The sequence below is a fragment of the Martelella sp. K41-7 genome, from assembly GCF_055808365.1.
Genome location: NZ_CM147867.1, coordinates 132,331 through 146,084 on the forward strand (window position 1 = coordinate 132,331; position 13,754 = coordinate 146,084).

15 protein-coding genes and 1 pseudogene are annotated in these 13,754 nt (G+C 61.4%); 8 read left to right on the top strand and 8 right to left on the bottom strand.

The genetic code is table 11. The features are described 5' to 3' along the window. The first annotated feature begins 71 nt into the window (after positions 1 to 71). The gene (locus AC0L7L_RS00620) at positions 72 to 1,271 is read left to right on the top strand and encodes an IS256 family transposase (protein WP_473511190.1); all 1,200 of its coding nucleotides are present in this window, start codon (positions 72 to 74) and stop codon (positions 1,269 to 1,271) included. Positions 1,272 to 1,604: 333 nt separating this feature from the next. Here AC0L7L_RS00620 and AC0L7L_RS00625 read toward each other — a convergent pair whose 3' ends face one another. From AC0L7L_RS00625 to AC0L7L_RS00635, 3 genes are all read right to left on the bottom strand, one after another. Then, positions 1,605 to 2,942 carry a sensor histidine kinase gene (locus AC0L7L_RS00625; RefSeq protein WP_473511192.1) on the bottom strand — a complete coding sequence of 446 codons (1,338 nt, stop codon included), beginning with the start codon at positions 2,940 to 2,942 and terminating at the stop codon, positions 1,605 to 1,607. Further along, positions 2,942 to 3,613 (bottom strand): response regulator transcription factor, encoded by a 672-nt coding sequence (locus AC0L7L_RS00630; RefSeq protein WP_473511194.1) that lies wholly within the window; start codon positions 3,611 to 3,613, stop codon positions 2,942 to 2,944. The genes AC0L7L_RS00625 and AC0L7L_RS00630 overlap by 1 nt, the downstream gene beginning before the upstream one ends. A 294-nt stretch (positions 3,614 to 3,907) precedes the next feature. Next, positions 3,908 to 4,525 carry an FMN-dependent NADH-azoreductase gene (locus tag AC0L7L_RS00635; protein ID WP_272209708.1) on the bottom strand — a complete coding sequence of 206 codons (618 nt, stop codon included), beginning with the start codon at positions 4,523 to 4,525 and terminating at the stop codon, positions 3,908 to 3,910. 106 nt (positions 4,526 to 4,631) lie between these two features. Here AC0L7L_RS00635 and AC0L7L_RS00640 point away from each other — a divergent pair, with 106 nt between their 5' ends. After that, positions 4,632 to 5,531, top strand: a complete 900-nt coding sequence (locus tag AC0L7L_RS00640) for a LysR family transcriptional regulator (protein ID WP_473511196.1) — start codon at positions 4,632 to 4,634, stop codon at positions 5,529 to 5,531. Positions 5,532 to 5,633: 102 nt separating this feature from the next. Here the strand turns inward: AC0L7L_RS00640 and AC0L7L_RS00645 are convergent, their stop codons facing one another. The 3 genes from AC0L7L_RS00645 to AC0L7L_RS00655 all read right to left on the bottom strand — a co-directional run bounded on the left by AC0L7L_RS00645 (position 5,634) and on the right by AC0L7L_RS00655 (position 8,329). Next, positions 5,634 to 6,587 (bottom strand): alpha/beta hydrolase family protein, encoded by a 954-nt coding sequence (locus AC0L7L_RS00645; RefSeq protein WP_272209710.1) that lies wholly within the window; start codon positions 6,585 to 6,587, stop codon positions 5,634 to 5,636. 15 nt (positions 6,588 to 6,602) lie between these two features. Next, positions 6,603 to 7,514 carry an SDR family oxidoreductase gene (locus AC0L7L_RS00650; RefSeq protein ID WP_272209711.1) on the bottom strand — a complete coding sequence of 304 codons (912 nt, stop codon included), beginning with the start codon at positions 7,512 to 7,514 and terminating at the stop codon, positions 6,603 to 6,605. Between the two features lie 68 nt (positions 7,515 to 7,582). After that, positions 7,583 to 8,329, bottom strand: a complete 747-nt coding sequence (locus AC0L7L_RS00655) for an SDR family NAD(P)-dependent oxidoreductase (protein ID WP_473511200.1) — start codon at positions 8,327 to 8,329, stop codon at positions 7,583 to 7,585. 127 nt (positions 8,330 to 8,456) lie between these two features. Here AC0L7L_RS00655 and AC0L7L_RS00660 point away from each other — a divergent pair, with 127 nt between their 5' ends. After that, positions 8,457 to 9,071, top strand: a complete 615-nt coding sequence (locus tag AC0L7L_RS00660) for a TetR/AcrR family transcriptional regulator (protein WP_272209713.1) — start codon at positions 8,457 to 8,459, stop codon at positions 9,069 to 9,071. 26 nt (positions 9,072 to 9,097) lie between these two features. Here the strand turns inward: AC0L7L_RS00660 and AC0L7L_RS00665 are convergent, their stop codons facing one another. Next, positions 9,098 to 9,556, bottom strand: a complete 459-nt coding sequence (locus tag AC0L7L_RS00665; RefSeq protein WP_334313016.1) for an SbtR family transcriptional regulator — start codon at positions 9,554 to 9,556, stop codon at positions 9,098 to 9,100. Here AC0L7L_RS00665 and AC0L7L_RS00670 point away from each other — a divergent pair. Next, complete coding sequence (locus tag AC0L7L_RS00670) at positions 9,548 to 9,994, top strand: LysE family translocator (protein ID WP_272209715.1); 447 nt, start codon at positions 9,548 to 9,550, stop codon at positions 9,992 to 9,994. The two genes, AC0L7L_RS00665 and AC0L7L_RS00670, sit on opposite strands and share 9 nt — an antisense overlap. Before the next feature lie 6 nt (positions 9,995 to 10,000). Here the strand turns inward: AC0L7L_RS00670 and AC0L7L_RS00675 are convergent, their stop codons facing one another. Further along, entirely contained in the window at positions 10,001 to 10,867 is an 867-nt protein-coding gene (locus AC0L7L_RS00675) for a LysR family transcriptional regulator (protein WP_272209716.1), read from the bottom strand. A 91-nt stretch (positions 10,868 to 10,958) separates the two neighbouring features. On the opposite strand from AC0L7L_RS00675, the gene AC0L7L_RS00680 reads away from it, so the two are divergent. The 4 genes and pseudogenes from AC0L7L_RS00680 to AC0L7L_RS00695 all read left to right on the top strand — a co-directional run bounded on the left by AC0L7L_RS00680 (position 10,959) and on the right by AC0L7L_RS00695 (position 13,295). After that, positions 10,959 to 11,423, top strand: coding sequence for a cupin domain-containing protein (locus AC0L7L_RS00680; protein WP_272209717.1), 465 nt, complete (start codon positions 10,959 to 10,961; stop codon positions 11,421 to 11,423). Between the two features lie 12 nt (positions 11,424 to 11,435). Beyond that, positions 11,436 to 12,130, top strand: a pseudogene (locus AC0L7L_RS00685) (LysE family translocator). Continuing rightward, positions 12,079 to 12,351, top strand: a complete 273-nt coding sequence (locus AC0L7L_RS00690) for a hypothetical protein (RefSeq protein ID WP_272209719.1) — start codon at positions 12,079 to 12,081, stop codon at positions 12,349 to 12,351. Before AC0L7L_RS00685 ends, AC0L7L_RS00690 begins: the two are co-directional and overlap by 52 nt. 215 nt (positions 12,352 to 12,566) lie before the next feature. Continuing rightward, positions 12,567 to 13,295 carry an NAD(P)H-dependent oxidoreductase gene (locus AC0L7L_RS00695; RefSeq protein ID WP_272209720.1) on the top strand — a complete coding sequence of 243 codons (729 nt, stop codon included), beginning with the start codon at positions 12,567 to 12,569 and terminating at the stop codon, positions 13,293 to 13,295. The last annotated feature ends 459 nt before the right edge of the window (positions 13,296 to 13,754 follow it).

The window sequence follows — 13,754 nt, forward strand, 5'->3', positions numbered from 1 at the left end:
TGGATCGGTGGTCACCAGTGTTTTCCGCTAGGGTCGGGTTGTCAAAGACCAACCTGATGGAAAGACCACCGATGACCGACGATATGATGAACCTGCGCTCACTGATTGAGAAGAGCGCCGATGCCGATTTGCTCCGCGAGATGATCGGCTTTGCCGCCGAGAAGCTGATGGCGCTGGAAGTGAGCGCGAAGACCGGCGCGGGCTATGGCGAGAAGAACGCGTTCCGGCATGCCCAGCGCAACGGCTACCGCGACCGGGACTGGGAGACGCGAGCAGGGACGGTGGAGCTTCGCATTCCGAAGCTTCGCACCGGCAGCTATTTCCCGAGCTTCCTCGAACCACGGCGCATGGCCGAGAAGGCACTGACGGCGGTGATCCAGGAGGCCTATATCCAGGGCGTCTCGACCCGATCCGTCGATGATCTGGTGAAGGCCATGGGCATGTCTGGCATCTCCAAGAGCCAGGTCTCCCGACTTTGCGAGGAGATCGACGACAAGGTGAAGGCCTTTCTCGAAAGGCCTATTGAAGGAGAATGGCCCTACCTCTGGATTGATGCCACCTACATGAAGGTCCGGCGCGGCGGGCGGATCGTCTCCGTCGCCGTCATCATTGCCGTCGGCGTCAACACCGACGGCCGGCGCGAAGTGCTCGGCATGGAGGTTGGCACATCCGAGGCGGAGCCGATCTGGACGGAATTCCTGCGCAAGCTGACAAGGCGGGGTCTGCGCGGCGTCAAGCTGGTCGTCTCCGATGCCCACGAGGGCATCAAGGCAGCCGTGTCGAAGGTGCTTTGCGCCACCTGGCAGAGGTGCCGGGTCCATTTCATGCGCAATGCGCTCGCCCATGCCGGGAAGAACGGGCGGCGGGTCGTCTCCGCCTTCATCGCCACCGCCTTTGCACAGGACACGCCGGAGGCGGCGAGCACCCAGTGGCGCAATGTTGCCGACCAGATCAGGCCGAACGTGCCGAAACTCGCCACGCTCATGGACAGCGCCGAACAGGACGTGCTCGCCTATATGACCTTTCCCAGGCAGCATTGGGCCAAGCTTCACTCGACAAACCCGATCGAACGCCTGAACGGCGAGATCAAGCGCCGCACCGAGGTCGTCGGCATTTTCCCCAACGATGACGCCATCGTCAGACTGGTCGGCGCGCTACTCCTCGAACAAAACGACGAGTGGGCCGTCCAGCGGTCCCGCTACATGACCCTTGAGACCATCGCCACAATGAGCGATGATCCGCTCATCAGCCTGCCCGCTGCGGCAAGCTGATCCGTTCCCGGCCCTGTCCGGAAGGCATGGCGAACGCCGAAGCTACACCACGCTGCGGGACACGATCATGGGTTGTTAAAGCTGCGATCGAGGTGGGCGCGAGGAACTCGACTGTCAGCGAAGTCGACTGGCCTCTTGCCCATGACGTGCAATGGTATTTTTTCATGGAGGTTACTCTCGTTTCAACACCGCCGCAGGCTGCGGAGGCGGCTCGCAAACAACAATGAAACGCAAGAATTGCGTGGACATTACAGGCCCGAGCCACGAATGGAGGCGGATGCCCCCTGTCAGAGAGGTTTTCCCTTTTCGGGGCCTGCGGACTGCTCTTCGTGCTTAAAGCCGCATTGTTACCTTGGTGCCGTTGGAGCCGCTTTCGATACTGGCATACCCGCCATGTTTTTCGACGATTTGCTTTACCAGGCTCAATCCAAGTCCGGCCCCCCGGCTGTTCGGGACCACGCGGTAGAAAGGCTCGAACACCAATTCCTGATGATCTGCCGGGATGCCGGGCCCTTCGTCGCTCACGCTGATTTCGCCGTCCGCCAAGGCGGAGACCGTGATTGTCCCATAGCCGTTGCCGTGCTCGATGGCGTTGCGGATGAGGTTGCCGATCGCTCGGCGCAGGGCGGAACTGTCGCCTTTGCGCTCGACGCACATTGCGTCGCCCTGAAACGACATCTCGTAACCTGCCGCGATTGCGAGCGGCGCGAGATCCGCCACCGCCATGCGCGCGACATCGATGAGATCCACCGTTTCGTCGAGATCGACCGTTTGGTGGCCGCGCTCGAAGTCGAGGAGTTGTTCTGCCATATCCGCCAAACGCGCAACGTCATCCAGCAATCGCCTGCGCTCCGGCCCTTCAGACAGACCCTCGATGCGTGTTTGCACAATCGCGATCGGCGTCCTGAGTTCATGCGCCGCGTCGATCAAAAAGCGCTGGCGTTTCCTGAACTCATTCTCAATACGGTCGAGCGCGCCGTTAAACGCGATGACCAGAGGAGCAACCTCTTTGGGGATGCCAGCCACAGGAAGACGGTCCCCACGCCGTTCAGGTTCGATTTGCGACGCCATGTCAGCGACGTCGCTTACGCGCACGATCGAACGCCCGACAATTTGGGGAATTGCGAGAAAGATTGCCGGCAGCGCAATCGCAAGCAACGAGAGGTAGATCGGATAGGCCTCTTCGAGGATCGCAAGAACAGGCCACCCTTTGCCGGCGATACCGCCGAAGAGAATCCTGACTTCCCCGACCGGCGTCTCGACGTCTTCGATCGATGCGATTTCACGCACACCGCTTGCCCCGCGAATATCGGCCGAATGAAACAGATGCACGAGCGGAACAATGGCGGCATAGGTTGCGGGGACAGTTCCTTGGGAAAGAGAAGCCCCGTCGGTTGTGGCAACCACGAACCAAAGCCCCTCGTTCCGCTCGATCAACGATCGAAGTGCCGGTGTTTCCTTGATTGCGAGCTGGCCTTGGCGATCGCGCTCGATCGCCTCCGCCACGGCGGATTTGACCTCTTGCTCCATGGCGATATTCGGCGAAAGAACCATCGTGGCATAGACGGAAAGCCCGATAATAACGACAGCAATGACGACCGTGATCACGAGACTGAGCTGCCAGCTCAATCTCCATCGGAGCGAGGGATTGGGTTGATGTCCTGCACGCATCATTCTTCCCTCAGAAGATATCCGACACCTCGGATATTGTGGATCGTTACCCCCGCATCGGCGTCCGCCAACCGCTTTCGCAGTCGCGAAATGTGGGCATCAAGAGCGTTGGATTGTATTTCCTCCTCGTAATTGTAGACCGCATCCTCAAGCGCCGAGCGAAGAACGGTTTTTCCCTTCCGCCTGGCGAGTGCCTGCCGGACCAGAAGTTCGCGCCTGGGAAGATCAAGCGGCACGGAGCCCGACAGGACATCGAGATGCAGCGGGTCGATGTGCAATCGCCCTACCCGAATAGTCTGTTCCTCCAGGGTTGGGGGTCGCCGTAGCACGGCTCGCACCCGCGCCATCAGTTCCTCGATGAGAAACGGCTTGCCCAAATAATCGTCCGCGCCAAGGTCCAGCCCCTCGACACGCTCCATTGGTTCGTTTCTGGCCGTCAGCACAAGGACGGGCGTATCAACCCCGGCCCGCCTCAACTTCGGAATGAACGTCAGGCCCTCGCCATCGGGCAATCGCCGGTCCAGGAGAATGGCGTCGTAGTTGTTTTGAAGTGTAAGTTCAAATGCATCCGCGAGATATAAGGTATGGTCCGTGACAATGCCTTGCTTGCTCAGCGCCGCCGACAGCGCATTCGCCAACTCCCTTTCATCTTCAATCAGCAGGAGTCTCATCGCTTCTCCGTGTTTTATGCAGCAGCAGTCTTTCCTGCCAAGATTGCAACAGCATTACGGGGATACAAAGACATAGAAGGCGTGTTGGTGAAAACACCCTGCCCCATCGGCCGATCCGGGTTTTAAGTGCGCGCGTCCTGGGCCTGACCGCTACGGCCGGAAGAGCTCCATAGCAGCGGTCTTTCGGCCGTCTACGGTTGCGGCGGCCCTTCCGGCGTTATGGCGAATGTTAATCCCGGGCTCGAGGGGCACAGAGCTTTAGCGTTGTGGGACTGAACCGGTTTCCCTGCTTGCTCAGGCGAAGGCCTTCTCTCTCGGCAGCATATCGAGCTTGCCGACGAAGTCTTCCATGCTGATTTGCCCGAGATCCACATTCTTGGCACCGCCGCCGGCGACGACCGTGATATCTTCGATCCCGAGCACATTCAGGATCATCCTGAGATATTGCGTGGCGATGTCAAGATCCCTGATCGGGGAGGTTTCGCCATATTCGCCGCCCGAGGCGATCAGCAACGTAGCCTTTTTCCCCGTGACCAGGCCGCTGCCATCGAACCCGAGCGTCAAGCCCTTGCGCACGATATGATCAACCCACGCCTTGAGCGCGGCGGGAATGTTGTAGTTATAGACCGGAGTGGCGATAACAAGCTCGTCGCAGTCCAGAAGTTCCCGAACAAGTGTATCGGAAAGCCCCAACTGTGCCTTCATCTCCGCCGTCTGTGCATCGGGCGGTGTGAAATAGGCAGCAAGCCACGGCATCGTGACGTGGGGAAGCGCCACATCGGCAAGATCTCGGGTGATGATCTTGCCGTTCGGGTTCAGCGCCTGCCATTCCGCAAGGTAGCGCCGCGTCATGTTGCGCGATACCGAGGCGTTTCCGCGCGGGCTGGTTTCAACAACGAGAAGTCTGGTCATGCCACGTTCCTTTTCCTGATGGGAGCATGACAAAGAGGATAGGGCTTCCAGCTATTCAGCGGGAGTGATATAAATCCGATGCTTTCCATCATATCAGGTGATAGTTTTGATTTCATCGCTGAGCCTTGATCAACTGCGCGTGCTGGTCGCGATTGCCGACGCCGGCAGTTTTTCCGCCGCCGGTCGCAATCTGAGACGGGTACAATCCGCCATCAGCCAGACCGTCGCCACACTGGAGGCCACCCAGGAGGTCACGCTCTTCGACCGGAGCGGTCACCGCCCGCAGCTCACGGACACGGGCCGGATCCTGGTGCAGCAAGCGCGAATGGTGCTGGCGAGCGCTGCCCGTTTCGAGGCCGTGGCCGCAGGATCACGTCAAGGGATGGAGGCAGAACTGGCGCTGGCCATCGATCCGCTGGTTCCCACCGCGCCCCTGATCGGAAGTCTTCGCGCGCTGCACGAGACCCATCCACAATTGCAGATCAGCTTTTCGACCGAGGGGCTTGGAGGCGCGCTCCGTCGTTTGCGCGCAGGCGATGTATCGCTTGCCCTTTGCCTGCTGCTGCCCGACGCGCCGGAGGATGTGACGGCGACGCCGCTTATCCGGATCAACCTGTTGCCCGTGACTGCAGCAGATCATCCCCTGGCGACCCTTGGCCGTCCGGCAACCCGTGTCGATCTGGAGACCCATATCCAGCTGGTTCTATCCGATCCGGCGAACCGGCATGGCCCGAACTATGGCCTGACGGGCTCGGCTCCATGGCGGTTCGTCGATCTTGGGCGGCGCATGGATTTCCTGCTCGCGGGTTTCGGCTGGTGCCGGATGCCCGAGCACCTTGTGAAGGAGCACCTGGATGCAGGCAGGCTGGTCAGGCTCACGCTTGATGACGATACCAGAGGGAATACAGATCCGTTGACGATTTACGCGGCCCATCTCGCCGATCGTGTGCCTGGCCCGGCAGGTCGCTGGCTTTTGAGCAACCTGGCGGCGCGAGTGGCAGACTGAGCCGCCGCCTGCCGTATCAGCCTGGTCGCCAATTTAGTCATACGGCTCGCGCGAGTTCCTGCCGCCGGCACGATGGTCGGGAGCGGAGCTTTTCCGGCCTGCCTATTTGCTCTCGATCCGCCCCGGAGAGCCATTTTCAGTTTCACTCTTTATCGTGCTCCAGGCCGGATCATCGGGATAAAGGGCGGTCCTGAGATAGGCCCAGGTGATGCGCTGGACAGCGGCAACCCGTTCAGGGCTTTCGTCCGACGTTTCCGCCGCATCATAGCCCGATATGCCGCCGAAGATGTGTCCGGCATCGTTCAGGGACAGGAGTGACTTGGGGCCGGGCGCAAGCCGGTAGGCATCGGCCCGCCAGTCCGCGCGCTCGGAGAACATCGGGTTGACATCCTTGTCGCCCGTAACGACCAGACAAGGCGTCGTCATGCCGCTGAAGTCGCTGTTGACCAGCGCCGGATAAAGCTCGGCGATCCTGGCGGAGGCACCGCTGCCACTGCCGGGCGGCGAGAACAGCACAGCCGCCTTTATCCGGGGCTCGGAGACGTCGACGTCTTCGCCACTTGCGGGATCCTTCACGCGCATGCCGGCCAGCATGGCAGCGGTGTGCCCGCCCAGGGAATGACCCACGGCAGCGATGCGGCTCCTGTCGATGCGTCCCGCAAGGCCGGGAACGGCGGTTTCGATCTCGTCGAGATGATCGATGATGAAGCTCATGTCCCGAGGGCGTGATTTCCAGAACAGCGGCCCTTCGGGACCAGACACATCGAGACCGAGGGTCTTCGAGTTCTCGTGCGTCGGAATGATCACCACGAAACCGTGGGAGGCATAAAAGTCGACCAACGGGCCATAGCCACGCATCGAGGCGATGAAATTCGAGGAGCCGTGGCCGTGAGACAGCAGGATCACCGGCAGTTTGTCGCCCGTCGCCGGGACGACGACCCGCATTTCAAGCGGTGCCTGGCGTTCCGGGACCTCGAAGGTCACCGGACTGAAGGAGAGGATCGGGGTGGCCATCGGCACCGGCGGTCTGTCCGGCTTTACGGTTGGTTCAGGCATGGGCTTGGTCTCCATTCACGAGGTTGATATCTTGGACAGAGTTCTTCGTTCAATCCGACTCCAGATGTCCTGGATGAGGCCGGCCTTCTGCGCAGGGTGCCATTCCAGGCTTTGCCTTGTCAGGACACTGGACGCGGGAACGTCCATTTTCGCGATCCGGTCAAGCCAGCCAAAGTGGGAAATCGAGTCTTCGTCTGAAAGCGACGTCACCGACACGTTCAGACGCTTGCCGATCGCCTCGGCGACGTCCCGAACCGCAACGCCTTCCTCGCTGACAGCATGGTAGCACTGGCCACTCACACCCTTGTCGAGGACGAGGCTGTAAAGCCGGGCGGCGTCGAGCCGATGAACCGCCGGCCAGCGGTTTTGTCCGTCGCCCACATAGGCAGAGACATCGTGTTTACGCGCATGATCCATCAGGTAGGACGCGAATCCCTGCCGGTTCTGATCGTGGACCTGCGGCATCCGGATGACCGAGACGCGGACGCCGCTGTCGGTCAGCGCCATCGCCACCTGTTCCGATACGCGCGGCATGCCATGGGCGCCCGCCGGCAGTATGTCGGTCTCGGTGGAAACGTGTCCCATGAGAGGCGGCAGGCCCGACGTAACGACAAAGCTTTTGCCTGATCCGGCAAGGGCGCTGCCCATCGCCTCGATTGCGAGGCGATCCATCTCGCAGTTGTCGGCCATGCGGGAGAAGTCATGATCGAAGGCTGTGTGGATGACGGCATCGGCCTGCTCCGCGCCACGGCGGAGGCTCTGCAGATCGCGCAGATCGCCCCGCACGACGTCGCAGCCGGCTTGCCGCAAGGCATCCGCGGACATATCCGACCGGGCAAGCCCCAGGACCTCGTGTCTGTCGTTGAGCAGGTTGGCCGCGATCGCCGAACCGATGAACCCGGTCGCGCCAGTCAGAAAAATTCGCATTCCTTATCCCTCAGATTGGTTGTGGGAGTGGCTTGTCTCCCCGAGTGCAGACCGCAATTCCGCGCGCTTCACCAAGGCACGGTTCCATTTTCATCGGAGAAGGTTCCTGTCGGGCCGTCGTCACCGATGAGTGCAAGCCGCACAGGCTCGCGCGCGCCCTCTTCCACACTGCGCGTGCCGTTGAAATTGTTGAGCGCGGTCGAGGTAAAACCGGGGCATGCGGCATTGACCTTGATGTTCGTGCCTTCGAGCGCCAGCGCAAACGCCAGCATCACGGCATGCGCCGCCGCCTTGGACGCGGAGTAATTGCCGAACATCCGCCGATGCGAGTTGGCGGGATCGGAGTTGAGCGTCAGAGATGCGCCGGAACTGCCGGTGATGACGATGCGGCCCGCAGGCGACTCGCGCAAAAGCGGAAGCATCGCCTGTGTCACGGCAATCACGCCGAACACATTGGTCTCGAACACGGTGCGGATATCGGCAAGCGGCGCGTCCGTGAGCAGGTTTGTCCTGACGGCTTCCGCGAACTCCTGGTTCGGCTTCGCCCGAGAGATCCCGGCATTGTTCATCAGGATGTCCAGACGGCCGAACCGGGTGCGGATGAAAGCGGCCGCCTGAGCGATCGATGCTTCATCCGTGACGTCGAGCTGGATGGCGTGGGCGCCCGCTCCGATGTCCTGCGCCGCCCTCTCGCCCTTTTCAAGGTCGCGCGCGCCGACGATCACCGTCAGTCCTTTTGCAACCAGATACTTGGCGATCTGGAGGCCTATCCCTTGAGTGGCGCCCGTGACCAGAGCAACGCGTTCGTCCGACATGATAAAGTTTCCTTGTTTCTTTGCTGGCTTTTTGAAGATCGAAGGCGTACTAAGCGGAACGGTATTCCGTCTATATACGGAACGATGTTCCGTTTAACAAGTGCGTATTGGGGAATTTTTGGAATCCATGCCTGGCAGATCGTCGGAACGGAACGTGCGGGCCGATGCGCAACGCAATATCGAGACATTGGTGCGCACCGCTCGGGACGTGTTCGCCACATCCGGGGTCGAGGCGCCAATGCGCGAGATCGCGGAAAAGGCAGGTGTCGGCGTCGGGACCATCTACCGCAACTTTCCGCAGCGCTCCGATCTGATTGCAGCGGTGTTTCGCAGTGAGGTCGACGCCTGCGCTGACGCCGCGGCCAGTCTTGCCGAAGGCTTTCCTCCCGGAGAAGCGCTCGACCGCTGGATGCAACGCTATGTCGACTTCATCGTTGCCAAGCGCGGACTGGCCGCCGCGCTGCATTCGGGCGACCCGGCATTCGAGGCCTTGCCGGCCTATTTCGACAGCCGGTTTGAGCCTGCGCTGCAAAAATTGCTCGATGCCGCCGTCACCGCCGGAGAAATAAGGCCCGACGCAAATCCCTATGATCTCCTTCGAGCGGTGGCGAGCCTGTGCATGCCGTCAAGTGATGGAAATCCAGCAGCCGCTCGCCGGCTGGTCGCCCTTCTGGTTGACGGGCTGCGTTATCGCGCGGCCGGTCCGCAGAGCGCTGCAAGTCCCGCACATAAGCCCGACTAGACGCTGGGCAGATCTTCTCAGGCAGCTCAGGCGCGGTCGATTCCTGGAACCACGCCGGTCTGCCTCGGAAGAATGGCGTCCGATACGATGTCGAATATGTGATCCGCCCGCGGTTCGAGCGGAGGCTGATCGGCAAGCCAAGCCAGGGCGCTGATCAGCGCGAAAAGATCGTTGCCATCCATATCATCCCGCGTCAGCCCTTTGGCTTGCGCCCGTTGAAGAAGCTCCGCTCCCGCCTGCCGCAGATCCACGCATGAGGAGTGCAGGGCCGAGTTTTCGTCGGCGATCGCGGCCACTATCGGCGCGATGACACCCTTGTAGCTGTGGGTCACCGCGATCGCCTCGCGCAGCCAGCTCAATAGCGCCCCGTCGGCCTGGTCCCACTGTGCCAGTTCGCCGGCCCTCGCGCTCAACGCGTCGAAGCTGGTTGTAAATGCACCCATAAAAGTCACAAAACGGCGGGTTTTGGTTCCGATGTGAAGCATCGGATTCACAGGTCCATCCTGCGCTATGCGGGCGGCGGTTACCTATTGTTTCTGGCCTATAAGGCGGCTCGATCGGCATTTCGGCGCGGCGGGCCGTCGCTGTCGAAGAAGGCGGCGATGCCTCATCCGATCCGCACCTCCTATTTGACCGGGTTGGGGTTCCACCTGACCAACCCGAAGGCGATTTTCTTCTTTGCGGCACTCTTTGGCATAGGAATGCCATCCAACGTCTCCGCCGGTGATTTGGCCCTGGCCGTCGTCGCGGTCGGCGCCCAGACAGGGACGATCCCGCACTGCTATGCGCTCGGCTTTTCGTTGCCGGCCGTGCGGCGCGTATACTTGAGGATGGCGCGCTGGATCGATGGAACCGAGTCAATTCTGTTCGCAGGCGCCCGGTCAAGGTGCTTGCGCCGTGAGGGACAGGTCTTGTCCGGATAAGAGCCTTCACCGGAACTGTAAGGCCAGCGCATCGGCAAAGGCCCGGACGCGTGGCGTGATGTCAGCCCGGCTGGGAAAGGTGAGGTTCAACGATGGCGCCTCGGTCGGGATGTCCGGCAGAAGCGGCAGGAGGCGACCCGCGGCAATCGGCGTTTGGCATACGCCCGAGGGCAGCAATGCGGCCCCGGACCCGGCAATGGCAAGATCGCGGATCATCAACTGGTTGTCGGCCGTGATGACACCGGTCGGCAGTTTGCGCCCAGCCAGCACGAACCGTTCCAGAAATGCTCGCAGATCCGGGGAGGGAGAGATGAACTCGGCGATCTCCCCAAGCGTTCCGGGTGTGCCGTTGCGACCAACCCAGTCCTTGCTCGCGCAGAATTGCCATCGCACCGGAGCCAGTTTGTGCTCCACCCGGTCGAGATCGCCACGCCGGCCGATCCGAAGGGCGATATCGACGTCATCAGCAATCATGTCGAGCGCGGCATTGGTCAGCCTTATGTCGAACCGAACAGCGGGATGGGTTTGCCGAAATCCAGTCATGGCAGTGGCAAGAGTTTCGGCCGGGAAGTCGGCAGGGGCGGTCAGGCGGATCAGCCCGCTCAGGTTGCCCGGGTCGCCGCGCACCATGTCCATTGCCGCGATCAGCGAACGCAGGCCGTCTTCCGCACGCGAAAACAGCAACTGCCCGTCATTGGTCAGAGACAGGGATCGCGTGGAGCGCTTCAGCAGCCGCGTGGCGAGCGCGGCTTCTAGCGAGCGGATATGCAGGCTCACCGTGGAACGTGGCATGGAGAGCGCCTTGGCTGCTGCAGTGAAGCTGCCGGCGCGCACCACTTCCACAAAGGTTTGCAGCGGATCAAGTTTTTCCATTGTGCAGATATCTGCCCTTTGTAAACATAAATGGGCATCTTATGCGAACAGTGTTGAGGGTCTAGCCTTCTCCCCAGAAAAGGAGAAGAACATGACCCAGAACCCCGCACCCGTGCCGCGTGCCAGTGGCCGGTTGACCTCGATGGGCACGGCCGAGTTTTCCGGCATAGATGCAACGATCCTTATGGGCGGCGACGGTAAGCCGTTCACGGTGATGGAGATGATTGTGCGTCCCGGGATGGGCGCTCCGGCGCATATTTCTTTTCACGAGGACAAGGTCTTCCATATCTCCGAGGGGAACTTCCTGTTCCTGATCGGCGAGGACCGGATAAAGGCGAAAGCTGGCGACCACCTGTTCGCGGGCAGGAGGCAGGTTCACAGCTTTTCCGCGCTTGGGAGTAAACCCGCACGGATGACGCTGGTGTCCAACCCTGCGCATCACGACCGTTTCTTTCGGGCCCTGTCGGCACTTCCGGTTCCACATGATCCGAAAGAGGTGGAGGCGGTTTGCGAGACGTGCGATCAGCGGATCGTAGGGCCGATTGTTGAGGCCTGACGTCCGTTTCGGATGGCCGGACCAAGAGGAGTTTGGAGAACGGACCCGTTTGTCGTCGCCGTTTTTGCCGGGGCGCTCTTTCTGAACGCCGGAATGCCGGGACCCAGTATAACGGCCCTTGTTTCTCGCGCAATCGCTGTGTGGTATGGCGTGATGTAATTCCGTTCCTGGCAGCGATGTGGATCGGAGAAGTGATCTGGCTGACCATGGCGCTGGCGGGGTTCTCTGCCGTGGCGCAGACGTTTCAGATAGGATTCCACATTCTGAAATGGCTTGGCGTCGCTTATCTGCTCTGGCTGGCGATCCGGATATGGCGCCAGCCTGCCGAAACGGCCGTAGGGACCTTGCCGAAGCGCGCGGTGCCACTGCCGATGTTTGCTACTGGGATGCCGTTGGCGCTGGGCAATCCCAAAATCATGGTCTATTATGTGGCTTTGCTGTCCGCCCTGATCGACGTGTCTTCGGTCGGTGTGCGAGACTGGTCGGCTCTTGCGGCTGTCAAGTTCGTAACTCTAGCTGCCATCAATCTCAGTTGGACCTTGATGGCCCATAAGGCGCGGACCTTTCTGCGGACACCACGCGCTGTTCTGCTAGCCGACCGCTTCGGGCCGGTGGGGCTCTGTCGCCATAGCCTCAAGAGACTGGGCGGATGTGCATGTCCTTCAGACTTGAGAGGCCTGATGATTTCGCGGCGGTACACGAGCTGATCCGGCGCGCCTTTACGGTCTGGTTGCCGGTGCTGGGCTATCCACCTCGGCCGGTGACGGAGGATCACGCGCCGCGCATCTTCCGGGGAGAGGTGCTTCTGGTCTGGTGCGACGACCGAATTGGCGGGGTTGTTGTGGTGAAGCCCGGGCCGTCCGTCGATCTGATCTACAGCGTCGCGATAAATCCCGATTTCACGGCTAGGGCGTCGGGCGCCAACTGATGGCGGAGGCAGAGCGTCGGTCCACCGCTACCGGAAAGACCAGCATGAGACTGTAAACCAACGCGCTGATGGAGCTGAACATCGCTTTCTACCGGAGACTCGGATACCGCTAGACTGGCCGTCGGTCCACGCCGGATCGGCCCGGGTTTACTATCGTGGATATGGAAAAACGGCTGCCTCCCACGCCGAGCGCGGTCTGAAGGAAAGGAGCATTCATGCGTGTTCGTATCGTGCAGGCGCATCCCGAGCCTGCGTCCTACAATGGGGCCATGTCGCAGCGTGCGCACGAGGCTTTGGAAGGGGCGGGACATGAAGTTTCGCTTCAGGATCTCGTCGCCTCCGGGTTCGATCCCGTGGAGGCCGCGCGACATTATCCCGATCGAACCGAAGCCGAAACCTTCGCTCCTCTGGCCGAACAGCGGCATGGCTGGAAGAGCGGCCACCTGCCCGCCGATGTCCGTCGCGAGATCGATGCGTTGGAATGGGCCGATCTGCTGATCCTGCAATTCCCGCTCTGGTGGCACGGGCCGCCTGCGATCCTGAAAGGTTGGTTCGATCGGGTGTTCGTCAGTGGCGGGCTCTATACCAGTCGGATGCGCTACGACACGGGGTACTTCCGAGGCAAGCGCGCGCTGGTTTCGGTCACCTCCGGCGCGCCGGAGGCGGCGCTTGGACCTGGCGCGCGTGGCGGGGACTTCGAGACGATGCTCTGGCCGCTGCAGTACTCACTGCACTATCTGGGGTTTTCCGTGCTGCGGCCGTTTATCTCCCACGGGGTGCAGGGGCATGGCTATACCTATGAGGGGGCCGACAGCCTGCGGCTGCGGCTGAGGCACAATCTGAATGAGTGGGCCGGATATGTGCTGCGGGCCGACACTCTTGAGCCCCTGACATTCCCGGGATGGAGCGACTGGGACAGCGACGGACGTGCGACGGCCCGGTAGAGCCGGGTTCAGGACCGCATCCGGCGCTGGAACTGCCCTGGGGTGATCCCGTGGGCGGCGTGGAAGGCGGCGACGTAACCGCTCGCCGTGGCATAGCCCGCGGTATGCGCGGCGACTTGCACGTTGGCCCGACCATAAGCGGGGCAATTTCCCTTGCGAGCCGCAGTTCCCTCATCCAGGCAGTCCAGTTTCGCCCGGTGTTGCGGTTGACGAGGCGTTGCAGGCTGCGACGCGACAGGTCGAGCGACTGTTCATCTCCCTCCAGATGGGGCACGCCGGTCCGCGTGCGGGGCGCTTGCCAGCGTTCTGATTAGCTCATTCTCAAGAGCCTTCAACGCGAAGGGGGCCGGATGCGATGGCAGGGGAGCTGTCCGCGCCGGTGGGCATGGACGCCAGGCATGGCGCTGGCCTAAAATCCTGTGACCGTACCGATCACGGGACTGCCATCCTCGATAAAGC